The organism is Nonomuraea sp. NPDC052116 (genome assembly GCF_040680035.1).
Taxonomy (GTDB): domain Bacteria; phylum Actinomycetota; class Actinomycetes; order Streptosporangiales; family Streptosporangiaceae; genus Nonomuraea; species Nonomuraea angiospora_A.
The window spans coordinates 181869-205282 of record NZ_JBFAWA010000003.1; the positions used below are offsets into that span (position 1 = coordinate 181869).

Genomic DNA, 23414 nt, shown 5'->3' on the forward strand with positions numbered 1-23414 from the left:
CCGGACGGCCCGCCGCGGCGACCCCGCGGCGGGCCGGGTCTCAGTCCTGGCCGCGCCACCAGGTGACGAGCAGGCCGCCGGCCAGGACCACGGCCGCCACGACGCGGTAGCCGGCGCTCATCCCGTACGTGGCCGTCACCGTGCCCATGACGGCGACCCCGACCGCGCTGCCGAGCTCGCGGGTGGCACTGTTGAGCCCGGAGCCGAGCCCGGCCCGCTCGCGCGGCAGCGCCGCCATGATCTCGTGCGAGAGCACCGGCAGGCACACCCCCATGGCCGCCCCCATGACGACCAGGCCGACCGCGTACACCGGGTACGGCATGGCCGCGTCCGCGAACGACAGCAACACCAGCCCCGCCACGATCCCCGCCAGCCCGGCCGGTACGGCGGGCCGCGCGGGCAGGCGGCCCGACAGCCGCGACAGGACGATCATGGGGATGACGAGCGGCACGATGGCCACGCCGGTGACCAGCGGCGAGAAGCCCTTGACCTCCTGCAGGAAGCGGGCGTTGACGAAGAACATCGCGAACAGCCCGAAGAACGTCACCGCCACCCCCAGCGTCCCCGCCCGCAGCCGCGGCAGCGCGAACAGCCGGGGGTCGAGCAGCGGCCGCGGCGCGCGGAGCTGGTGCCCGACGAAGACGCAGAACAGCACGGCCGCCACGCCGAACGCCGACAGCACGAGCCCGCTCCCCCACCCGGCCTCGGGCCCCTCGATGACCCCTGCCAGGAGCGCCACGGACGCGGCCGTGAGCAGCACCGTCCCCGGCAGGTCCAGCGGGGTCGCCGCCACGCGGGGCGCGCGCGGCACCAGCACGGCGACCAGCACGGCCAGCGCCCCGGCCAGCAGCACCGGCACGCCGAACAGGGCCCGCCACGGCAGGTACTCCATGACCGCGCCGCCGCCCACGTTGCCGACCACCCCGGCGGCGCCGGTGGCGGCGGTCCACGCGGCCACGGCGTGCCCGCGTTCGGCGGCCGGGTAGACGCCGACCGTCAGGGCCAGGGAGGCGGGCATCACCAGGGCCGCGCCCGCGCCGCTGAGCGCCCTGGCGGCGATCAGCGTGCCGACGTCCGGTGCGAGCGCGGCCAGCAGGCAGCCCGCCGCGAACACGCCCAGGCCCGCCAGCAGCACCCCCTTGCGGCCGAACCGGTCCCCGGCCGCTCCGGCGGGGATGAGCAGGCAGGCGAAGACGATGACGTACGCGTCCACGATCCAGAGGATCTGGGACGGTGACGGGCGCAGCTCGCTCGCGGCGAGCGTGGGGATGGCGAGGTTGACGGCGGCGACCAGGGCGACCGCGAGGATCACGGAGGAGGCCATCAGGGCCATGATCCGCGTCCGGGCGGGATGGCCGGTTTCTAACGTCGGTGCGGGCATGCGAAACCCCCGGGTTGTGGAGATGGGTGATGAGTCGAGCGGAGGCCTCCCGCGGAATTCACCGTAAACTCGGTCCTGACTTAACCTCAAATGCATCTTTTTCAGGTGATATATGCGTCAGACGCAACCCAGCCTGGACCTGCTGATCGCGCTGGACGTCCTGCTGGAGGAGGGCAGCGTCTCGGCCGCCGCGCAGCGGCTGCACCTGTCGGAGCCGGCCATGAGCCGTACGCTCGGCCGCATCCGCAAGGCCATGGGCGATCCCGTGCTCGTGCGCTCGGGGCGGCACATGGTGCCCACGCCGCGGGCGCTGGCCGTGCGGGACGAGGTGCGGGCGCTGGTCGAGGCGGCCAGGAAGGTGTTCACGCCGCCGGGCCGGCTGGACCCGGCCACGCTGGTACGGCGCTTCACGATCCTGGCCTCGGACGCGGTGATCACGGCCATGAGCGTGGCACTGCTGACGGAGGCGGCCGCGTCGGCTCCCGGGGTGCGCTTCCACTTCATCCCCGAGGGGTACGGCGACGCGCGGGCGCTGCGTGACGGGAGCGCGGACCTGGAGGTGACCGTGATCTCGGACCCGGCGCCGGAGACGCGGGTCGAGCCGATCATGGCAGACCGGGCGGTGGGCGTCGTCCGTCCCGGGCACCCGCTGCTCGACGGGCCGGTCACGGCGGAGCGGCTGGCGGCGGCCGAGCACGTGATCGCCACCCGGCGGGGCCGCGACGAGGGCCCGGTGGACGAGATCCTGGCCGGCATGGGGCTGACGCGCCGGATCGCGGGCTCGGTGCCGACGTTCGAGGCGTCGCTGCTGGTGGTGCGGCAGTCCGACCTGGTGGGGATGACGCCGGAACGGCTGACCCGGCCGCTGGTGGAGGCTCTGGGGCTGGCGACGTTCCCGATCCCGTTCGCGTTGCCGGAGATGACGCTGTCGCAGGCGTGGCATCCCCGCTACGACGTGGACCCCGCGCACGTGTGGCTGCGCGACCTCGTACGCGAGATCCTCGGCCGGCACCGCTGATAAGTGCTCAATCGATGAGCACTTTGACCGGGAGGATGGGACGCATGATGATCCTCCCGGACGCCGCCGCATGGCGGAGCTGGCTGAACGGCCACCACGACTCCATGACCGAGGCCTGGCTCGTCCTGGCCAAGAAGGGCACGAACGACCCCACCAGCCTCACCTACGAGCAGGCCCTCCAGGAGGCGCTGTGCTACGGGTGGATCGACGGCACGGCCCGCCGCCGCGACGAGTCCACCTACTGCCAGCGCTTCAGCCCGCGCCGGCGGCGCAGCTCCTGGTCGCGGCCGAACGTCGCGCGGGTCGAGCGGCTGCGGCGCGAGGGCCGCATGCGCCCGGCCGGCCTCGCGGCGTTCGAGCAGGCGGAGGCCGAAGGCCGCCTCCCGGCCCCGTCCGACGGCTGACGGCTGACGGCTGACGGTGACCGTCCCGTCCGGCGGCTGACGGCTGACGGCTGACGGTGACCGTCCCGTCCGGCGGCTGACGGCCACCGCCCGGGGCGGTGGCCGGCGATCCGGTTCAGGCGACCTTGGAAGAGCTCGCCGTCCAGGTGTTACAGGCGCCCGGCTTGCCGGACTTGTAGCCCTTCTCGAGCCAGGAGAGCCGGTTGGCGGTCTTGCCCTGGTACCTGTTCTTCCAGAACTCCGGAACCTTGGCGACGGGCTTCCAGTCCTTGACCTGCCGCCCCAGGGCCTTCGCCGACACGCCCACGAAGCAGTCGATCTGCAGGTAGTAGCGGCGGTTCTGCTCGTTCATGATGGCCGCGTCGGCGTCGTTCTCGAGTCCCCACCAGGCCTTCCCGATGCCGGTCTGCCCGGTCACGACCCCGCCCCACGTCCTGGCGATGGAGGTGAACACCGTGAGGTCGTTCTTGGCCTTGATCCAGTCGTCGGCCAGCCGGACGCGGATGACCGTGGCGCAGACCTCGGAGAACGAGCCGGAGACGTCCATGCCGGTGGAGCAGGACTCCTTCTCGTCCGGGCCCTTGAACTCCACCTTCACCGGGGCGAAGTCCTTGATGGCCGGCTTCCAGGCCGTGTTCAGGCAGGCGACGAGCTTGGTGACGTACTTCCTGGTCGACGCGGCGCTCGTGCCCTTGTCCAGCTTGCAGGCGGCCTTGGGCAGCGCGGCCGCCTTGTAGAGATCGTTGCTGGTGAGCTCGGGGGCACCCTTGACCGGTGTGGCGAGCGCCGTACCGGACAGGAGCGCCAGGCCGGCGGCCGTCCCGGCTAATAGACGAATGATCATAAAGGTGAATATTAGGGGGGTGAGATCACCAAGGGTCTCCGCTTTGACGAAGGGCCAGACTGATGAGCGAGGTCACCCCCGAGCTGGTCGTGGACGGTGCCGTACCACTGCAGCCGGCGATCTCCCCTGACGGCCGCCGGGTCGCCTACACGGTCACCACGATCGGGCGAAAGGGAGAGCACCCGAGCGGTGCGATCTGGGTCGCCGCGACCGACGGGAGCTCGTCGCCCAGGAAGCTGACCGCCGGTACGGCGAAGGACTTCCTCCCGCGCTGGGCGCCGGACTCGGCCTCGCTCTTCTTCGGGTCGGACCGGATGCGGCGGGGCACCGCCCAGTTGCACCGGATCCCGCTCGACGGCGGGGAGGCCGAGGCCCTGACCGCCTGGGAGGGCGGGATCTCCGGCTACCTGCCGCTCGCCTGCGGCCGGCTGGTCGCGGTGGTGGTCACGGACCGGCCGACCGGCGAGGACGTCATGGTGTGGGGAGAGCAGGTTCCGTACGGCCGGTTGCGGCTGCTCGACCTGGACACCGGCCGGTCGCGGGCGGTGGACGGGCTCGATGGCAGGCACGTCGTCGAGGCGGCGCAGCGTCCGGACGGGGGCCCGCTGGCGGTGCTCAGCCGGGCCGCCCCGGACCTCGACACCGGCCTCTGCACCGGCGAGCTGCACGTGATCGACCTGGAGACCGGCGACGTCCGGGAGCTCGGCGGGACCGCGCCGGAGGCCTCCACTCCGACCTGGTGGAACGCGGACGACGGCTGGCACCTGTGCTACCTGGCGACTACCCCGCCCGGCCCGGTCGGAGGCCGCGCCGTCTTCGACATCACCGTCCCCTCGACCGGCCCCACGACCGGCCCCGTGGGGGGACATCGCAACCTGACCCTCGGCATGACCGTCTGCCCGTCCGGCCTGGCGCAGGTCGCGGACGGGCCACCGCTGGCACTGTTCGCGGACGGGCTCGACACCGCCGTCCACCGGCTCGATCCCGGCACGCTGGGGTTCCGGCGGGTGTCCTCCGTGCGGGGCTTCGCCGGATTGCTCACCGTGAGCCGGTCGGGCGAGGTCGCCGCCGTGGTGGCGAGCACGTCGTACGAGCCCATGAACGTGCACGCCGGGCCACCCGCCGGCCCGCTCATCCGGCTCAGTGACACCCGGCCCGAGCTGCGCCAGGTCAGGTGGGGAAGCCAGGAACGCCTGTCGTACCAGGCGTCCGACGGACTCGATCTCGACGGGTTGCTGATCCTGCCGCCCGGGAGGACCCGCCGCGACGGCACGTTCCCGCTCGTCACGCTGGTACACGGCGGTCCGTACGCCAGGCACGCCGACCAGTTCATGCTCGGCCCGATCCCGTCGGGTCAGTGGCTCGCGACCACCGGGTACGCGGTCTTCCTGCCCAACCCGCGTGGCGGCCAGGGCCACGGGCACGACTTCGCGGCGGCCGTCGCGGGCGCGGTCGGCATGGAGGAATGGACGGACATCCTCAGCGGCATCGACCTGCTGATCTCCGGCGGCGTCGCCGACCCGGGCCGGCTCGGGATCGGCGGATGGAGCCACGGCGGATTCATGGCCGCCTGGGCCGTGGGGCAGACCGACCGGTTCAAGGCCGCGGTGATGGGCGCCGGCATCAGCGACTGGGGCATGCTCGTGGCGACCGGCGAGGGCGGGACCGCAGAGGCGGGGCTCGGCGGCAGCTGCGGCTGGGAGGGCGCCGGCCCGCACCCGCACGACCGGGTCAGCCCCATCTCGTACGCCTCACGGATCCGCACCCCGGTGCTGATCCTGCACGGCGAGGACGACACGAACGTGCCACTCGGCCAGTCCGTGTACTTCCACCGGGCCCTGCGGCGGTTCGGCGTCGAGCACCAGTTCGTCGTCTATCCCGGGGAAGGACACTCCATCCAGGACCGCGACCACCAGCTCGACCTGCTCCGGCGCACCCGTGCGTGGTTCGACCGACGGCTCGCCGGCTGAGCCACGCGGCGATCACGCGCCGGGCGGTGGGGCGGTGCTGCCGCGGACGACGAGCTCCGGCGTCGGGGCCTGGACCGCGCGGGGCTCCGGGCGCTCGGCCATCGTGTGGAGCAGCTCGGTCGCCGTCAGCGTGCCCAGCGCGTACGTGTCGCGGGTCAGCGCGGTGATCGGGGGATGCGGCAGATGGGTGAGGATGGAGTCGTCGAAGGACACGATGGACACCTCGCCGGGCACCGGCACGGCCATCTCGGTGGCCACGCCGAGCCCCGCCGCGGCCATGACGTCGCTGTCGTAGATGATCGCCGTGCACCGCGGGCTCGCCTCCAGGAGGCGGCGGGTGGCCGAGGCGCCCTGGGTGTCGGAGTAGTCGGTGGCCACGCTGGCGATGTCGATGCCGAGGCTCTCGCGGGCGTCGCCGATGGCCCGCAGGCGGCGGCGCGTGTGCTGGTAGGACGGTATGCCGCTGACGTGGCCGATGAACCGGTGGCCGAGCGCGGCGAGATATTCGAGGATGCGGGTCATGGCCGCGTGGTCGTCGACCCAGACGCTGGTCAGCGGCAGCGGGGCCCCGTGGCCGCCCAGGATGACGGCGGGGACGCGCAGGTCGGCGACGAGCCGGGGCCGGACGTCGTCGACCGTGAGGTCCAGCAGCACGAGCCCGTCGACGCGGTTCTCGGCGGCCCAGCGGCGGTAGACGGCCACCTCCGCCTCGGTGTCCTCGACGATGAGGAGCTGGGTGGCGATCCCCTCGTTGGACAGGCGGGACTGCAGGCCGGACAGGAAGTGGGCGAAGAACGGCTCGACGCCGAGCGTGCGGGCCGGACGGGCGATGACGATGCCGGCCACGTCGTTGTTGGCCCCCTTGAGGGCGCGGGCGGCGCGGTGCGGGCGCCAGTTGAGCTCCTCGGCGACCTCGAGGATGCGCTTGCGCGTGGCGTCGCTGATGCCGGGGCGGGCGTTGAACGCCAGCGACACCGCCGACACCGAGACCCCCGCCAGCCGCGCGATGTCGGTGCTCCTCAGCCGGGCCGGCGCAGTGCCCGCCAGGGACGCGGGAGGCTCGGACGAACCGTCTGAGTCCTGAAGCGGAACCTGGTCGTTCGGCGGCATCGATCCTCCATGGCGGACAACCGTCGTTATGCAAACTTGATGAGCCCCCCGGGTGACCGCAGCACCTAAAACGTATTAGTCTGCGGTCGCTCGCTGATCATAACGTACTAAAACGTATTAGTCAGATTGTGATACCTCCGCTACGGAGAGGTACGGAATGCACAACCACCTCAGCCGCACGCTAGAGAGGCTCGCCCGCGTGCGGCGGGAACGGATTCAGCCCCGGCTCCACACCCGGCTGGGCGGTGTCGAGGTCGAGGCCTGGACGGTCCCGGACGACGGCGAGCCGGTGCGCGCCCGCCATGCCCTCGGGCTCGAACCCGAAGCCGGCCGGGCCGCCCCCGCCTACCGCCCCTTCCCCCTGGGCGCCGCCTGGGGCGAGGCCTGGTCCACGACCTGGTTCCGGATCCGGGGCACGGTCGACCCGGGGCAGGACGGCCCGATCGACCTGGTGCTGGACCTGGGCTGGTTCGACCACTCCGTGGGCGGTCACTGCGAGGGCCTGGTCTTCACCCCGGACGGGACGATCGTCAAGGGCCTGCACCCCCGCCAGTCCGACATCCGGTTACGAGGTCACGGGGCCGATCTGGTCGGCGCCGACGGCTCGTTCGTGCTGTATGTCGAGGCGGCGGCCAATCCCCTGCTGCTCGGCCTGCCGCCCTTCGTCGTCACCGAGCACGGCGAGAAGGGCGCGCAGGAGCCGTTCGAGCAGTTCAGGCTGCGCCGCGCGGAGATCGCCGCGTTCTCGCCCGAGATCCACGCGCTGTGCTGCGACCTGGACGTGGCCGGCGGCCTGGCCGCCGAGCTGAGCGCGGACGAGCCGCGTCACTGGCGGCTGCTGCGCGCGATCGAGGAGGCCCTGGACGTCTACGACGAGGCGGACGCCGAGGCGGGTGCCGGGCGGGCGCGGGCGATCCTCGCTCCCGTCCTGGCCACGCCCGCGCACGCCAGCGCCCACCGGATCACCGCCGTCGGGCACGCGCACATGGACACGGCGTGGCTGTGGCCGCTGCGCGAGACGGTCCGCAAGCTCGCCCGTACGGTCTCCAACGCGCTCGCTCTCCTCGACGCCGACCCCGGCCTGGTGTACACGATGTCGGCGGCCCAGCACTTCAGCTGGCTCGAAGAGCACTATCCGGAGCTGTTCGAGCGGCTTCGGCGCTATGTCGAGCAGGGCCGGTTCGTACCCGTCGGCGGCATGTGGGTGGAGGCGGACGGCGTCATCCCCACCGGCGAGTCGATGGTGCGCCAGCTGACCTACGGCAAGCGCTACTTCCTGAGCCGCTTCGGCCGCGAGCCCCACGAGATGTGGCTGCCCGACTCCTTCGGCTACTCGGGCAGCCTGCCGCAGCTGGCCCGCAGGGCCGGGTCCCGCTGGTTCCTGACGCAGAAGATCTCCTGGAACGACACCACGGTCTTCCCGCACCACTCCTTCTGGTGGGAGGGCATCGACGGCACCCGCGTCTTCACCCACTTCCCGCCCGCGGAGACGTACGCCGCCGAGGTGACCGCCCGCGAGCTCCATCACGCGGTCGCCACGTTCAAGGACAAGGCGATCGCCTCCCATTCGCTGCTCCCGTACGGCTACGGCGACGGAGGCGGCGGCCCCACCCGGGAGATGGCCGAGCGGCTGCGCCGCTTCGCCGACCTGGAGGGGGCGCCGCGCGTGATCTCCAGGACCCCGGCGGAGTTCTTCGAGGAGGCCGAGTCCGAGCTGCGGGAGGCCGGGGCGCTGGAGCCGGTCTACCGGGGCGAGCTCTACCTGGAGCTGCATCGGGGCACCCTGACCTCGCAGGCGGCCATGAAGCGGCACAACAGGCGCTGCGAGTCGCTGCTGCGGGCGGCCGAGTATCTCAGCGCGGCGGCGAGCGCGCTGCGCGGGGCGCCGTACCCGCGCGAGGACCTCGACGAGATCTGGCGCACCGTGCTGCTGCACCAGTTCCACGACATCCTCCCGGGTACGTCGATCAGCTGGGTGCACCGCGAGGCCCGCGACACCTACCTGGCGATCGAGGAGCGGCTGCACGATCTGATCAAGCGGGCCGGCACGGAGCTGGGCGACGAGCAGGCTGAGGGCGGGCTGCCCCCGTTCATCACGCCGGCGCGGCCGGGTGCGGCCCCGGTCGAGGTCTCCGACGGCGAGGCCGGCGCCACCGTGCTGGACGACGGCCTGCTGCGGGTCGTGGTGGACGGCGGCGGCCACGTCGTCTCGCTCCTCGACCTGCGCAGTGGCCGGGAGGTCGTCCCGCCCGGCCGCCGCCTCAACGAGCTGCAGCTCTTCCGCGACGAACCGGTGCGCTGGGACGCCTGGGACGTGGACCGCCACGTGCTGCGCCACCCCCGGGCGCTCGACGACGTCACGAGCCGCAGGGTGGTCCGCAGCGGGCCCGACGCCGGTGTGGAGGTGGTCCGGCGGACCGGCGCGTCCACGGTCACGCTGACCATGTGGCTGCGGGCCGGCACCGGGCGGTTCGAGACCGAGTGCGCCGTGGACTGGCAGGAGCGCGAACGCCTGCTCAAGGTCGCCGTCCCGGTGCGGGTCCTGGCGCGGACCGCGCGCTTCGAGACCCAGTACGGCTACGTCGAACGCCCGCTGCTGACCAACACCGCGACCGAGGAGGCGATGTTCGAGGCCGCGATGCACCGCTACGTGCACGTGGACGACGGCGACTTCGGCCTCGCGATCGTCAACGACACGATGTACGGGGCCGACGCCCGCGCCGACGGCGACTCCACCGTCGTCCGGCTCTCCCTGCTGCGGGGCGCGCGCTTCCCCGACCCCCGCGCCGACCTCGGCACGCACACCTTCCGCTGGGCGGTGCTGCCCGGCGCGGACGTGCCGGCCGCGGTCGAGGCCGCGTACACGTTCAACGCGCCCGACCTCACCGGGCTGCCCGCCCCGCTGGTCCGGTTGGAGCTCCTCACCGGCCACGCGCTCGTCGACTGGGTGAAACAGGCCGACGACGGCTCCGGCGACCTGGTCGTACGCGTGTACGAGACGCGGGGCGGACGGGCGAGCGCCCGGCTGAGCTGCCACGACGAGCTCGGCGCGGGAGCCGTCGTGTGGGAGACCGACCTGCTCGAACGGGAGATCGACGCGGACGAGGACCTGCCCGTGGCCCTGGGCCCGGCGGGCGCGCGCCGTCCCGTCGGCGAGGCGCGGCTGGACCTCGGCCCCTTCCAGGTGGCGACCCTGCGGATCGCCACTCATGCATCACTCAAGGAGGATGTCCAATGAGAACACGGACTTGCGTCGCGGCGCTGGCCCTGGGATCGCTGCTGCTGTCCGGGTGCGGTGACGGCGGAGCGACGCCGCAGGCCTCGGGCGGGGCGCTGACGGGATCGATCAAGTTCCAGACGTGGAACCTGAAGAACGAGAAGTTCACGCCGTACTTCACCGAGCTGATCGCGGCCTTCGAGAAGGAGCACCCGGGCACGAAGATCGCCTGGGTGGACCAGCCCGCCGAGGGCTACCAGGACAAGCTGTCGGCCGACGCCGCGGCGGGGGCGCTGCCCGACGTCGTGGACATGGGCCCCGAGGCCGCCTACACGCTGGCCCAGGCCGGGGTCCTGCTCGACCTCAACAAGGCCGACCCCCAGGCCAAGGGCCAGTACCTGGACAAGGCGTGGCAGGCGATGACGTTCAGCGGGCTCGGCGGCGGGACCTACGGCTACCCGTGGTACCTGAACACCGGGCCGGCGTTCTTCAACACCGCGCTGTTCAAGAAGTGCGGCCTCGACCCGGCCAAGCTGCCCGCCACCTACGACGAGCTGTTCGACCAGGCCGAGACCATGGCCAAGAGCTGCTCGGACGTGTCGATGATCGCCCGGATGCCCGTCATCGAGATGTTCGGCGAGTACGGCGTGCCCCTCATGGACGCCGCGGGCAAGCAGTTCACCTACAACGACGCCAAGGGCGCGGAGTTCGTCGAGCGCTTCCGCAAGCTGTTCGCCAGCAAGGGCCTGACCCAGGAGGCGCTGAACAACCTGCAGACCAAGGAGGTCGAGGAGTTCAAGGCCGGCCGGCTGGCGTACCTGTCGGGCAGCTCGTACACCCTCAACGACCTGAAGGACACCGCGCCCGAGATCTACAAGACGCTCGGGATCGGGCCGCGGATCAGCAACGCCGCCCCCAACATGTACATCGAGTCGCTCGTCGTGAACGCCGCCGGCAAGAACCAGCCGCTGGCCACGGCCTTCGCCAAGTACGTCACCAACACCGCCAACCAGCTCGCCTTCGCCAAGAAGGCCTCGGTGTTCCCGTCGTCGGCCGGGTCGATGGACGACGAGTACTTCACCAAGGACGACGGCGACCCCGCCACGAAGGTGCGCCTGGAGAGCGCCGCCCAGGTCAAGAAGGCGGTCGTGTGGTGGCCTCCGGCGTTCTCCGGCTCGGCCGACGCCGACACGCTGCGCGAGCAGATCGCCCAGGCGCTGCTCGGCAAGAAGACGGTGCAGCAGGCGCTGGACGAGTCGGCCAAGTACTCCAACGAGCGGCTGGCCGCGCACGGATGACCGGCTCCGCCACGCACGACGAGGGCAGCGCGCCGGCGACCCATCGCTGGCGCCTGACCCCGTGGCTGTTCCTGCTGCCGGCGCTGGCCGTCATCGTGGTCCTGGTCCTCGTGCCGTTCCTGAACACGCTGCGCCTGGCGTTCACGGACTCCACCCTGCTCAGGGCCGGGGAGTTCACCGGGTGGGACAACTTCCGGCGGATGTTCACCGACGAGCGCTTCGGCACCGCGCTGCTGAACTCCACGCTCTACACGGTGTGCGTGGTGCCGCTCATGGTGGCGCTGCCGCTCGTGCTCGCCTCGCTGCTGAGCGGCGCAGGCCGGCTGATGGGCTTCTTCCGCACCACGATGTACCTGCCGGTGATCATGTCGCCGGTCATCGTCGGGCTGATCTGGACGAACATGCTCGACAAGCGCGGCCTGGTGAACGAGCTGCTCGGCACGCTCAAAGCGGTCGCCGCGCCGGTCCCTTTCCTGACCGACCGGTGGCTGCTGCTGTTCAGCGCGATGTTCGTCACCGTGTGGATGGGCCTGGGCTACTACATGGTCATCTACCTGGCCGCGCTGGCGAACATCGATCAGAGCCTGTACGACGCGGCGGCGATGGACGGCGCGGGCCCGATACGCAGCTTCCTCAGCGTCACCGTCCCGGGGGTGCGCTCCACGATGGGGCTCATCGGCGTGCTGTCCTCGGTGGCGGCCTTCCGGGTGTTCGGCGAGATCTACGTGCTCACCGACGGCACCGGCGGGATCGGCGGCGGCGATCTCACGATGACCATGCTCATCCAGCGCGAGGGCACCGGCCTGCAGGCGCGCACCGGATACGCGGGCGCGATCAGCCTGGTCATGTTCGTCATCCTCGGCGGGCTGCTGGTCGCGCAGCTCGTCCTGCAACGCAAGCAGAGGTCCTCCTGATGTCCGGTCCGTCCGCGCGACGCCGCATCGCGGCAGGCATGGTCGTGCGCTACCTGATCCTCCTGCTGATGGCCGTGCTGCTGGCGGGCCCGCTGCTGTGGCAGGTCTCGCTGTCGCTCAAGGGAGCCGGGGACGCGCTCTACACGCGGCCGCCCGAGCTGCTTCCCGGCCATCCCACGCTGGGGAACTTCGCGACGGTGCTCGACCGCGTCCCGGTGCCGCACTACCTGCTCAACTCCCTGATGGTGGCCGCCATGGCCGTCACCGGCAACGTGGTGGGCGCCACCTGCGCCGGGTACGCGCTGGGCAAGCTGCGCTTCCGCGGCCGCGGGGTGGCGGCGGCCATCTGCGTCGCGGCCCTGCTCGTCCCGGCCGAAACCGTGCTGATCTCCCAGTTCCTGCTGGTCAGGGCGGCCGGGCTGGCCAACACCCTGGTGGGGGTCGTCCTGCCGACGATCGTGGCCGCCCTGAACGTCCTGCTCATGCGCAACGCGTTCCGCAACCTGCCGGCCGAGTTCGAGGAGGCGGCCGTCGTCGACGGCGCCAACGCCTGGCAGCGGTTCATCCGCGTCTCCGTCCCCCAGGTCAAGGGCGTCATCACGGTCGTGGCGATCTTCGCTTTCGTCGGCTCGTGGAACGACTTCCTGTGGCCGCTCATCGTGCTGTCCGACGAGGACAACTACACCCTCACCGTCGGGCTGAACCGCCTGCGCGGCACCTTCTACGACGATCCGCGCCTCATCGCGGCCGGCACGATCATCGCCCTGGTGCCCATCGTCACGTTCTTCGCCATCCTGCAGCGCTACTTCTTCCGCGGGCTCGAAGCGGGAGGCTTGAAAGGTTGAAATGCTGAGATTCGGGGTCAACTACACGCCTTCCCAGGACTGGTTCTACTCCTGGCTGGATCCGGACTGGGCGGCCACCCGGCGGGACATGGAGGCCCTGGCCGGGCTGGGCCTGGACCACGTACGCGTGATGCCGCTGTGGCCCGTCCTGCAGCCGAACCGGACGCTGATCCGCCGCCGCGCGCTCGACGACGTCCGCCGCGTCGTGGAGATCGCGGGCGAGGCCGGCCTCGACGCGAGCGTGGACGTCCTGCAGGGGCACCTGTCCGGCTTCGACTTCGTGCCGAGCTGGCTGACGGACTGGCACCGGCGCAGCATGTTCACCGACCCCGCCGCGATCGCCGCGCAGGCCGAGCTGGTGGAGGCGCTCGACGGGCACCTGTACGACCTGCCCAACTTCCTCGGCCTGACCCTGGGCAACGAGGTCAACCAGTTCACCTCCGCGCTGCACCCGAGCCGGATGCCGGCCACCGCCCGGCAGGTGACGGCCTGGCTGCGGGCGCTGCACGGCGAAGGGCCGCGCGACCGCCGCCACTTCCGGCTCAACGCCGAGTACGACGCCGTCTGGTACGCCGACGACCACCCCTTCACCCCGGCGCACTCCAGCCGGCACGGCCAGATGAGCGTGATCCACTCGTGGATCTTCAACGGCACCGCCCAGGGCTATGGGGCGATGTCCCACGAAAGCATCACCCATGCCGCGTACCTCATAGAGCTGTCGCGCGCCTTCGCCCTCGACCCGGCGCGTCCCGTCTGGCTGCAGGAGGTCGGCGCGCCGCTCAACCACCTCACCGAGGACCAGGCGCCCGGCTTCTGCGAGGGGACCGTGCGGGCGGCGGCCGACAGCGACGCCCTGTGGGGCGTCACGTGGTGGTGCTCGCACGACGTGGAGCGCCGGCTGGCCGACTTCCCCGACCTGGAGCACAGCCTCGGCCTGATCGGGGCGGACGGCGCGGTCAAGCCGATCGGCCGGCGCTTCGCCGACCTGGCCGCCGAGCTGCGGCACCGGCCGCGTCCCTCCCCGCGGACCGAGGCCGTCGTGGTCCCCGTCGGCGCCGACGACGTCCCCGTGTCCCGGGCGGAGCTCTCCCCCGGCGGCGGCGTCTTCGAGACCTGGATGGGCCGCGCCCGCGCCGGGGCCCGCCCCGCCCTGGTGACCTCGGCGACCGCGGGCGACCCGGCCGCGCTGCGCGCCCGCGGCATCGAACGGCTCGTCCACGCCGAGCCCACGGGCCGCACCTTCTACAGCTCGGTCGCCGACGACGAGGTCCTCGACCGGATGGCCGCCCATGCCGACCGATGAGCCGGTCGAGCGGCTGCTCGCCAAGCTGTCCCCGCGCGAGAAGGTCGGCCAGCTCAACCAGCGCCTCTACGGCTGGCAGGCCGTCGAGCGGGACCCTCGGGGCGGATTCCGGCTCACCGATCTCGCCCGCGCCGAGCTCGACCGGTGGGGCGGGCTCGGCGCGCTGTACGGGGTCTTCCGCGCCGACGCCTGGTCGGGCCGTACCTGGGCCGACGGGATCCGGCCGGAGGAGCGCGCCGAGGTCGCCGCCCTCGTCCAGGACGAGGTGACGCGGGCCGGCGGCCACGGGATCGGGGTGCTGCTGTCGGAGGAGGCCCCGCACGGACACCAGGCGCTCGGCGGGACGCTGCTGCCCACCAACCTCGCGGTCGCCGCCGGGTGGGATCCGGAGCTGCTGGTCGAGGCCGCGGCCGCCGTCGCCGCCGAACTCGCCGCGAGCGGCGTGCACCTGGCCCTGGTGTCCGCGCTCGACCTGCTGCGGGACCCGCGCTGGGGCCGCGCGGAGGAGTGCTTCGGGGAGGATCCGCTGCTGGCCGCCGAGCTCACGCGGGCGCTGGTGATCGGCATGCAGGGCGCCGAACGCGGCGCGGTGGGCCGCGGCGGGGTCGCGATCGTGCTCAAGCACCTGGCCGCCCAGGGCGAGGCGGTCGGCGGACGCAACGGCCAGTCCGCCGTCATCGGCCCCCGCGACCTGCGCGAGCTGCACCTCCCGGCGGCGCGGGCCGCGGTGGAGGCCGGGGCGCTGGGGTTCATGGCGGCCTACAACGACATCGACGGGGTGCCGTGCTGCGCCAACCGCGACCTCCTGACCGGCTTCCTGCGGGACGAATGCGGATTCGACGGGATCGTCATGGCCGACGGGCTGGCCGTGGACCGGCTGACCGCGATGACGGGCGACCCGGCGGCCGCCGCCGTGGCCGCGCTGGAGGCCGGGGTGGACCTGTCGCTCTGGGACGAGTCCTTCGCCCTGCTGGAGGAGGCGGCCCTGGCGGACCCGCGGGTGGCCGAGCTGGTGGACGCCGCCTGCCGCCGGGTGCTCACCCTCAAGCACCGCGCCGGCCTGCTCGGGGACACCGGGGGTGAGGCCACCCCGGGTGCCGAACGCGAGGCGCTCACCCTGGCCGGGCGGGCCGCCGACGGCCTGTCCCGCCGCCTGGCCCGGCAGTCCCTGGTCCTGCTGCACAACGCCGGCGACCTCCTGCCCCTCGAACCGCGTTCGCTGACCAAGGTCGTCCTCGCCGGCCCGAACGCCCGCGACGTCACCGCCCTGCTGGGCGACTACGTGCCGCCCCTGCCGCCGGGGTCGGCCGCCGGACTGGACCTCGCCCTGCGGCAGGCCCTGCCGGACGCCGAGGTGGTGTGCCCGCCGGGCGTTCCCACGGCGGCCGACCTGAGCGGCGCCGACCTGGTGATCCTGGCGCTCGGCGGGACGAGCCACCGCACGTACGCCGAGGAGTTCGCGGCCAACGGGGCGATCGCGGGCCAGGCGGCCACGGCGACCGCCGGGGAAGGCGTCGATCTGGCCGATCTCACCCTGCCCGGCGGCCAGGACGACCTGGTCGCCGCCGTCCGGGCGCGGGCCGGCTGCCCCGTGGTGGCCGTCGTCGTCGCCGGCCGGCCGCACGTGCTCACCGGCGTCCTCGCGCACACCGACGCGCTGCTGTGGGCCGGCTACCCCGGCCCCCATGGAGGCCACGCGATCGCCGACGCGCTGTTCGGCGGCTACGAGCCGGTCGGCCGCCTGCCGTTCACCGTGCCGAGCCATCCGGGCGCCGTGCCGGTCCGCCACAACGACCGGCACCCCGCCGGCGGCGTCTACCAGGACGCGCCGGACCCGGTGCTCTTCCCCTTCGGCCACGGCCTGCGCTACCGGCCCGTGCTCCTCGACCGCCTCACCGCCGAGGCCGGCGCGGACACGGTCCGGGTGAGCGTCGAGGTCGCCAACCCGGGCGGCGCCGCGGCCGAGGTCGTCGTGCCGCTGTTCGGGCGCCGTACCGGAGGCCGGGTGCTGCCGCGCCTGCGCGAGCTGCTCGCCTTCCGCAGGGTGACCGTCCCGGCGGGCGGCCGTACCGCCGTCGTCTGGGACCTGCCCGCCGCGCGCTGCTTCGCCGAGGACGCGGCGGACCGGGCCCGTACCGATCTGTACGTCGCGGACCTGCACGAAACCATCCGCCCGGCCGTCCACTCCCCCGGACCGGCCGACCCCCTTCCCGACAGTGAGGAGTCGTGATGGCCCGATCACATCGCACCCGCAGACGGGCGGTGACGCGCGCCGGCACCGCCGCCTTGGCCGCGATGCTCGCCGTCGCGCTGACCGCCACCGGCGCCGCGGCCAGCGACACGCTGCCCTGGACCGGCGAGAGCGCGGTCGGCGCCAGCCAGCCCTACCAGCACGGCTACTCCGTCACCGACCTGCTGCGCTGGAACCCCGCCGACGACGCCGGCGCCGAGTTACTGCGCGCCAAGGTGCCGCTCCAGCAGCGCAACGCCGCCAACGCCGCCACGCAGCGCAACCCGGCGCTGCCCGGCGGCACCCAGCTGCTGACCCTGGCCGGCGACTACGGCAACGCCTTCTTCGAGAGCCACCCCTACACCAACGAGTTCAGCCAGTACCTGTTCAACTACTGGCAGTACGCCGACTTCTACGGCTCCTGGCACGGCATGCCCACCCAGGGAGTCCCGGTGAACTACTACGACCCGGCCGCCGACTGGCGGGAGAAGTGGTTCGAGTTCGGGATGCTCAACCTGCCCAACCCCGGCTACACCAACGCCGCCCACGCCAACGGGGTGCGCTCGCTGGGCTGCATCTTCTTCTCCGACAACGACCGCGGCGACCAGACCTACTCCGAGCTGCTGGTCCGCGACGCCGCCGGCGGCTTCCCCGTGGCCGCCAAGCTGATCCAGGTCGCCAAGTTCTACGGCTTCGACGGCTACTTCATCAACCAGGAGGCGCGGGTCGCCCCGGCGGACATCCCGGTGTACAAGCAGTTCCTGAAGCAGCTGCGCGACGGCGGCATCTACGTGCAATGGTACGACTCCATCGACAACTCCACGGGCGCCATCTCGTACCAGAACGAGTTCAACGCGGTGAACGGCCCGTTCGTGCGCGACCCGCGGCTCGGCGACGTGTCCGACTCCATCTTCCTCAACTACTGGTGGAACCGGACCAAGCTCACCAACTCCAAAAGCTACGCCGCCGGTCTCGGCCTGGACTCCCGCAAGAGCGTCTTCGCCGGGGTCGAGGCCGGGCAGTACCAGTTCAACCAGCCGTACAACCTCGAGGACAACCTCGACGCCGGCGGCGCGCCGATGAACGCCATCGCCACGCTCGGCGCCGACTTCGTCTCCTCCGACTACGCGAACAAGACCGACGACGCCGCGCAGCGGGACGTCTTCGACCGGGAGCGCCGCTGGTGGACCGGCTCCTCGGCCGGCGCCACCACCCCCGAGGGCACCTGGAAGGGGATCTCCAAGTACGTCGCCGAGCGCTCCGTCATCGGCGGCACCACGTTCGCCACCTCCTTCAACACCGGCCACGGCCTGTCCACCTGGACCAAGGGCCGGCTGTCGAACCCGAAGGAGTGGGGCAACATCAACCTCCAGGACATTCCGGTGACCTGGCAGTGGTGGATCGACGCGGCCGGGACGCCGCTCAGCGCCGACTTCGACTACGGCCCCGCGTACACGCCGGCGAGCCGGTTCTCGTACCAGAAGATCGGCGCCTACAACGGCGGCAGCTCGCTCGTGCTCAGCGGCACGCTCGACGGCGACAACACCGTACGGCTCTACAAGACGGACCTGCAGGTCGCCAAGGGCTCGACCCTCGACCTGACCTACACCAAGCCCTCGGCGAGCGACGACTCCGAGCTGCGGCTCGGCCTCGTGCTCGCCTCCGACCCCACCAAGGTGGTCCAGCTACCGGTGGCCGGCTCGGGCCGGCGCACCACGGGCTGGACCACGCGGTCGGTGGACCTGTCGGCGTACGCCGGCCAGCGCGTCGCCGCGCTCGGCCTGGTCGTCGCCGCCGGCGCCCGCCCGATCCAGGGATACCAGGTCAACCTCGGCGCGCTGGCCCTGCGCGACGGCAAGGACCGCACCCCCGCGGCGCCGCAGGACCTGCGCATCACCCAGCTGCTGCCCGAGACCGGAGAGCTGTTCCTGGCCTGGAAGAGCGCCGGGTACGACAAGGTGCGCCGGTACGACGTCTATCTCGACGACACCTACCTCGGCGGGATCTACGACGACGTCTACTACGTCAAGCGCTTCACGGCCACGTCGGGGACGATCAGGCTGGTGGCGGTCGGCCCGGACGGGTCCGAGAGCCCGGCCGCGACCACCTCGTTCGACCTGGCCACGGCGCCGGCCAAGGTGAAGGCGTCGGCCAAGCCCGACGGCACGTTGACCGCCTCCTGGACTCCCCCGGCGAACGGCCGGCCCGTCACGCTGAAGGTCCAGAGCCTCGACACGTCCCGCCCGTACAGCAAGGAGGTCGAGCTGCCCGGGACCGGCACGGGCACGACGCTGACCGGGGTGCCCGTCAACGGCGACGGCTACCTGCTCACCCTGCGGGCGGGGCCGGGCACGGCCACCGCCGTGCGCGGGAAGTTCGCCGACACCGAGATCGCGCCCTACCCGGCGTCGGCGGTGAAGATCAGCGGGAACACGTTCACCTTCTCCCGGCCGACCCTTGCGGACTGGCACACCCTGACCGTCCTTGAGAACGGCCAGGCGAAGTCGTTCGCGACGACGTACGGGTCGGGCGCCAAGCCGTACATCATCCGCGGCCGCACCACCCGGGCGGCCGAGACGGTGACCATGTCCAGCGCCGGTAGCAAGGTGGTCGCGGTGCTGGAGGACTACGCCGGTAACAAGGTTACGACGGTGCTGCGCGGCAACTGATCACGGGGGCGCCGCGGGCTGGTGAGCCAGCACCCGCGCGGCGAACGCGGCCCCGGCGTCGCGGGCACGGCGGACCGTGTCGCCGACCCGGACGACCTCCAGGGCGTTGTTCCCGCCGGTGAGAGGTTCCTCGGTCATGACGACCATGGTGCCTCCCGCCGGAAATCCGGGTGCTCGGCGGGCCGGCGATCCGGCACGATGGCCGCCATGACCTCGGGAACGGTGACGCAGCCACCGCCCGGCGTGCTGACCGCCTTCGGGCTGACCGCACCCGTCCACCCGCTCGCCGGCGGCCGGGGACGGAGCTTGCGGGCCGGCGACGCGGTCGTGAAACCCGTGGACGGCGCGGAAGAGGCCGAATGGTCCGCGCGGGTGTTCGCGGGCCTGCCCCCCACCGCCGGTTTCCGGGTCCCCCGCCCGCTCCGCTCCCACGACGGGGGCTACGTGGTCGAGGGGTGGACGGCCGCCGAGTTCCTGGACGGCCGGGAGGGGCCGGCCGGGAAGTGGGGGTCGCTGATCACCGCAGGCAGGGCGTTCCATCGGGAGTTGCGGCACGTCCCCCGCCCGGCCCTGCTCGACCGGCGCGACGATCCCTGGGCGGTCGCTGACCGGGTCGCCTGGGGCGAGGCCGCTCCGCCGCGACCGACCAACGCCGATGAGCTGCTGGGCAGGCTGGGTGAGCTCGCGGGTCCCGTGGCGGCTCCCAGCCAGCTCATTCACGGCGATCTGACCGGGAACGTGCTGTTCCATCCCGGACGGCCACCCGTCGTGATCGACTTCTCCCCGTACTGGCGGCCGGTCGCGTATGCCGAGGCCGTCGTGGTCGCGGACGGGCTGCTCTACCACCGGGCGGAACCGGAGCTCATCGAGGCCGTCCTGCCCGGCCGCGAAGGGCTTCACGTGCTGGCGCGCGCGCTCATCTTCCGGCTGGCCACGACGGCCGTCTGGGCGGGCCGCGTTCCCGAGGACGAGCTGACCCGCTTCGCGGGCGTCACTCACCTCGCCGAGCAGGCCGCCGTGGCCGCCCTCGCCACCCGGCGAACCCTGTAGCGGCGCCGGAAATTGAGCGGCGGGCCCCGGATCGGGAGGGATAGGGTTGCCCGCGTGATTTCCTCCCGGCTCGGCGCATACCGATCATCCCAGGCAGGCCCCGTGGGCGATGCGCGCTGACGCGCGGCCGGTGAGCCGGTCGCTGTGGCGCGACCGTGACTTCCTGATCTTCTGGTGTGCCCAGACGCTGTCCGTGGCGGGCGACTCGTTCGCGCTCATCGCGGTGCCCCTTCTCATCCTCGACGTCACCGGCTCCGTCGCCCAGATGGGGCTGCTCACCGGCGTGTCGGGGGCGGCGTCGGTGGCGGCCGGGGTGTTCGCGGGGGTGCTCGCCGACCGGTTCGACCGGCGCCGGCTGCTCATCGCCTGCGACGTCATCCGGCTCGTGCTGTACGTGACGATCCCGGTGGCCTGGGCGTTCGGCCAGCAGGTCTGGCTCCTGTACGCGGTGCTGCCGCTGGCCGCCGCCGTGGGCATGGTCTTCCAGGTCACGTACGTGGCCGCGGTCCGCGGGCTGGCCGGCGAGAAGCGCGTCACCGAGGCCAACAGCATGCTGTACGCCACGGCCGCCGCGGCGGGCATCCTCGGCCCCACCCTGGCCGGGGTGGTCAGCGGGCACCTGGGCCCGACCGCCGCGATCGCCATCAACGCCGCCAGCTTCGGGCTGTCCGCGCTCGGCGTCCTGCTGACCCACGCCTCCCGGTACGCCGTCGAGACCGTCGAGCCGGTGGAGCCCGCGCCCGGTCGGCGGCCGTGGCGGGAGCTGCTGGCCGGGGCGGAGTTCCTGCTCCGGCACCCGGTGCTGCGCACCCTGACCATCCTGCTGTCGTTCTTCATCTTCATGACGCTCGGGCTGACGGACATCATCATCTACCGCCTCAAGCACGACCTCGGCCAGCCCGATTCCGTGGTGGGCGTCGTGCTGGGGGTCGGGGCGGTCGGCACGATGGCCGGTTCGGCGCTGGTGGCCCGGATGCGGCGGATGCTCGGGTTCGGACCGTTGTGGATCGGGGCGCAGATCGTGTCGGGCCTGGCCATCCTCAGCCTCGGGCTCGCCGGCTCCGTGTGGGGCGTGGCCGCCATCATGGCCCTCTACCTGGCGTGCGTGAGCCTGGCCGGCATCAACTCCATGTCGCTGCGGCAGCAGGTGACACCCGCTCACCTGCTGGGCCGGGTGACGTCGGCGTTCTGGACGATCCACTTCTCGCTCGGGCCGGTGGGCGCGGCCGCGCTCGGCTGGGGCGCCGCGCACTACGGCGCGACGACGGTGTTCGTCGTCGCGGGGGCGTCCTGCCTGCTGCTGGCGCTGATCGCGCTGGCCACCCCCGTACGCCAGCGCCACCCCGAGAAAGCCTGAGGTCACACCCATGATGAAGGACGACACCGCCGGCATCGCGACATGGCTGTGGCGCGAGGTGGATCCCGGCGACTGGTCCGGCGCGGCGCTGCGACCGGCGGCCGAGGGGCACGGCCGGCTGGTGCCGGTGCCGGCGGCGGAATGGCGCGGCGGGCTGGTGCCGGTGGCGGAGCACGAGCGGCGGTACGCGGGCGATCGTGAACATCGCGGCCTGACCGTCCCCCTCTCTCTAGCGGGCGCACCGGCCGCCGCGTTCCGGCGGCACGCCGAGGCGGTGGAGGCCGCGATCGGCCCGGCCGACAGCGTCGGCAGCCACGGCCGGACCGGCCCCTGGTACGACCCGTCGCCGGACTGGGGAGCCCCTTTCCTGCGCTGGCGGCGGCCCGGCGCCGAATCGCTGGAGCTACGTGCCACCGCGACCGGCGCGGAGCTCTCCCTGCAGCCGACAGAGCCTTACGAGGAGTGGCGGCGGGCCACGTTCGAGTGGGGCGAGCCGTCGCAGTCGCCGGGTGGATTCGTCATCGAATATCTGACCCCCGCCAACGAGGGGCTGAGCACGCCGGGCGGGTGGCGGGTGCCCCGGTGGGCGGCGCTGCCGCCCCTGCTGGGGGCGTTCCTGCGCACGCTGCCCGCCGAGACCGGCGCGATCGGCAGGAACGTGAGCGTCACCCTGTTCGTGGGAACCCGCTCCGTCCTCGCCATCCGCTCCGCCGAACGGCTCACCGTCGAGGGCTGGTTCAAGCACTTCTCGCCGGGCACGGACCAGGACTGGTCGCAGCGGGTCGAGCGGACCGTGCGCTCCTGGACGCTCGACGCGGGCGGCCCCGGCGAGGTGGACGGCGAACGGCTGGCGCGGCACCTCGTCGACGTCCTCAAGGCGGAGAAGGTGTCCTCCCCGGCGAAGCTGAGCAAGCACGTCCGCGGCCCGGAGGACGCCCACACGGTGCTGCTCGGCCTCGGCTTCTGACTCGGGGCGGGCCGATCCGCGAGGCGGGCGGCGCGCCGGAAAGCGATTGCTGGGGCCGCCTGATCACCCCTAGGGTGGCGGGCATGTCCCTGTTGAGCTACGACCGGATGCGGGCCGAGATCGCCGGGCAGACCGAGCTGCTGCGATCGCTCATCAAGAACGCGGACATGAAGACGCCCGTGTCCACCTGCCCTGGGTGGTCTCTGGGGCAGTTGCTGCGGCACGTCGGCGAGGCCCATCGCTGGATGGGGACGGTCGTGGCGTCGCGGTCCGTGGAGCCGGTCTCCGACGAGCGGATCAACGACCTCGACGCGTACACGGACGAGGTGGCGGCCGAGCTCGATCCCTGGCTCGGGGAGGGCGCGGAGCGGCTGGTGGAGGCGTTGCGGGGGGCCGAGGGGCCCGTGTGGACCCCGCAGGGGCTGGACACGCCGGCGTTCTGGGCGCGGCGGGCGCTGTTCGAGACCGTGCTGCACCGGGCCGACGCCGCGCTCGCCCTGGGCGCCGGCTTCGAGGTCGACGACGAGGTCGCCGTCGAAGGGCTGGAGGAGTGGCTGGGGTTCAGCTGCGTGCCGGAGGCGTACGAGGGGCACGGGCTGCTCGGCCCGGGACGGGCGCTGAGCTTCAACGGCGAGTGGCTGGTCGACCTCGGCGGGGACGCGCCCGTCTGGAGGCGCGGGCAGGGGGACGCCTCGGTGACGGTTCGCGGGCCGGTGAGTGAGCTGCTCCTGTTCGTCTACCGGCGTCCCGCGCCGAAGGTCGAGGTCTCCGGGGATGCGGCGCTGCTCGGGCGGTGGCTGGAGCGGTCCGGGTTCTGGCTGGAGGAGGACGGCTGAC

18 protein-coding genes are annotated in these 23414 nt (G+C 72.6%); 14 read left to right on the forward strand and 4 right to left on the reverse strand.

Annotation, left to right across the window (positions count from 1 at the left end):
- Positions 1-40: 40 nt before the first annotated feature.
- A complete protein-coding gene (locus tag AB0L65_RS06495; protein ID WP_364241076.1) occupies positions 41-1324 on the reverse strand; it encodes an MFS transporter in 1284 nt (427 codons plus the stop codon).
- Between the two features lie 169 nt (positions 1325-1493).
- Here AB0L65_RS06495 and AB0L65_RS06500 point away from each other — a divergent pair, with 169 nt between their 5' ends.
- Positions 1494-2399, forward strand: a complete 906-nt coding sequence (locus tag AB0L65_RS06500) for a LysR family transcriptional regulator (RefSeq protein ID WP_364241079.1) — start codon at positions 1494-1496, stop codon at positions 2397-2399.
- Positions 2400-2443: 44 nt separating this feature from the next.
- Positions 2444-2803, forward strand: coding sequence for a hypothetical protein (locus AB0L65_RS06505; protein WP_364241082.1), 360 nt, complete (start codon positions 2444-2446; stop codon positions 2801-2803).
- A 115-nt stretch (positions 2804-2918) separates the two neighbouring features.
- Here AB0L65_RS06505 and AB0L65_RS06510 read toward each other — a convergent pair whose 3' ends face one another.
- Entirely contained in the window at positions 2919-3647 is a 729-nt protein-coding gene (locus AB0L65_RS06510; protein WP_364241084.1) for a hypothetical protein, read from the reverse strand.
- Positions 3648-3709: 62 nt separating this feature from the next.
- Here AB0L65_RS06510 and AB0L65_RS06515 point away from each other — a divergent pair, with 62 nt between their 5' ends.
- Entirely contained in the window at positions 3710-5617 is a 1908-nt protein-coding gene (locus AB0L65_RS06515) for a S9 family peptidase (RefSeq protein ID WP_364241087.1), read from the forward strand.
- A gap of 12 nt (positions 5618-5629) precedes the next feature.
- Here the strand turns inward: AB0L65_RS06515 and AB0L65_RS06520 are convergent, their stop codons facing one another.
- Positions 5630-6727, reverse strand: a complete 1098-nt coding sequence (locus AB0L65_RS06520; protein WP_364241090.1) for a LacI family DNA-binding transcriptional regulator — start codon at positions 6725-6727, stop codon at positions 5630-5632.
- 199 nt (positions 6728-6926) lie between these two features.
- On the opposite strand from AB0L65_RS06520, the gene AB0L65_RS06525 reads away from it, so the two are divergent.
- Genes AB0L65_RS06525 through AB0L65_RS06555 form a run of 7 tightly spaced genes read left to right on the forward strand, consistent with a single transcriptional unit; the run spans position 6927 to position 19203 of the window.
- Positions 6927-9965, forward strand: a complete 3039-nt coding sequence (locus AB0L65_RS06525) for a glycoside hydrolase family 38 C-terminal domain-containing protein (RefSeq protein WP_364241093.1) — start codon at positions 6927-6929, stop codon at positions 9963-9965.
- Positions 9962-11242 (forward strand): extracellular solute-binding protein, encoded by a 1281-nt coding sequence (locus tag AB0L65_RS06530; protein WP_364241096.1) that lies wholly within the window; start codon positions 9962-9964, stop codon positions 11240-11242. Before AB0L65_RS06525 ends, AB0L65_RS06530 begins: the two co-directional genes overlap by 4 nt.
- Complete coding sequence (locus AB0L65_RS06535) at positions 11239-12156, forward strand: sugar ABC transporter permease (RefSeq protein WP_364241098.1); 918 nt, start codon at positions 11239-11241, stop codon at positions 12154-12156. Before AB0L65_RS06530 ends, AB0L65_RS06535 begins: the two co-directional genes overlap by 4 nt.
- Positions 12156-13001, forward strand: a complete 846-nt coding sequence (locus AB0L65_RS06540; protein ID WP_364241101.1) for a carbohydrate ABC transporter permease — start codon at positions 12156-12158, stop codon at positions 12999-13001. Before AB0L65_RS06535 ends, AB0L65_RS06540 begins: the two co-directional genes overlap by 1 nt.
- A 1-nt stretch (position 13002) precedes the next feature.
- Positions 13003-14304, forward strand: coding sequence for a glycosyl hydrolase (locus AB0L65_RS06545; RefSeq protein ID WP_364241103.1), 1302 nt, complete (start codon positions 13003-13005; stop codon positions 14302-14304).
- Positions 14291-16534, forward strand: coding sequence for a glycoside hydrolase family 3 N-terminal domain-containing protein (locus AB0L65_RS06550; RefSeq protein ID WP_364241105.1), 2244 nt, complete (start codon positions 14291-14293; stop codon positions 16532-16534). The genes AB0L65_RS06545 and AB0L65_RS06550 overlap by 14 nt, the downstream gene beginning before the upstream one ends.
- Positions 16534-19203, forward strand: coding sequence for a hypothetical protein (locus AB0L65_RS06555; RefSeq protein WP_364241108.1), 2670 nt, complete (start codon positions 16534-16536; stop codon positions 19201-19203). Before AB0L65_RS06550 ends, AB0L65_RS06555 begins: the two co-directional genes overlap by 1 nt.
- Here AB0L65_RS06555 and AB0L65_RS06560 read toward each other — a convergent pair whose 3' ends face one another.
- Positions 19204-19341, reverse strand: a complete 138-nt coding sequence (locus tag AB0L65_RS06560; RefSeq protein WP_364241111.1) for a hypothetical protein — start codon at positions 19339-19341, stop codon at positions 19204-19206.
- Positions 19342-19410: 69 nt separating this feature from the next.
- Here AB0L65_RS06560 and AB0L65_RS06565 point away from each other — a divergent pair, with 69 nt between their 5' ends.
- The 4 genes from AB0L65_RS06565 (at position 19411) to AB0L65_RS06580 (ending at position 23413) form a co-directional block, all read left to right on the forward strand.
- Positions 19411-20253 (forward strand): TIGR02569 family protein, encoded by an 843-nt coding sequence (locus AB0L65_RS06565; RefSeq protein WP_364241113.1) that lies wholly within the window; start codon positions 19411-19413, stop codon positions 20251-20253.
- A 109-nt stretch (positions 20254-20362) separates the two neighbouring features.
- The gene (locus tag AB0L65_RS06570; RefSeq protein ID WP_364241116.1) at positions 20363-21610 is read left to right on the forward strand and encodes an MFS transporter; all 1248 of its coding nucleotides are present in this window, start codon (positions 20363-20365) and stop codon (positions 21608-21610) included.
- A gap of 10 nt (positions 21611-21620) precedes the next feature.
- Positions 21621-22577 (forward strand): hypothetical protein, encoded by a 957-nt coding sequence (locus AB0L65_RS06575; protein ID WP_364241119.1) that lies wholly within the window; start codon positions 21621-21623, stop codon positions 22575-22577.
- A gap of 83 nt (positions 22578-22660) precedes the next feature.
- Positions 22661-23413 carry a maleylpyruvate isomerase family mycothiol-dependent enzyme gene (locus tag AB0L65_RS06580; protein ID WP_364241122.1) on the forward strand — a complete coding sequence of 251 codons (753 nt, stop codon included), beginning with the start codon at positions 22661-22663 and terminating at the stop codon, positions 23411-23413.
- Position 23414 lies beyond the last annotated feature (1 nt).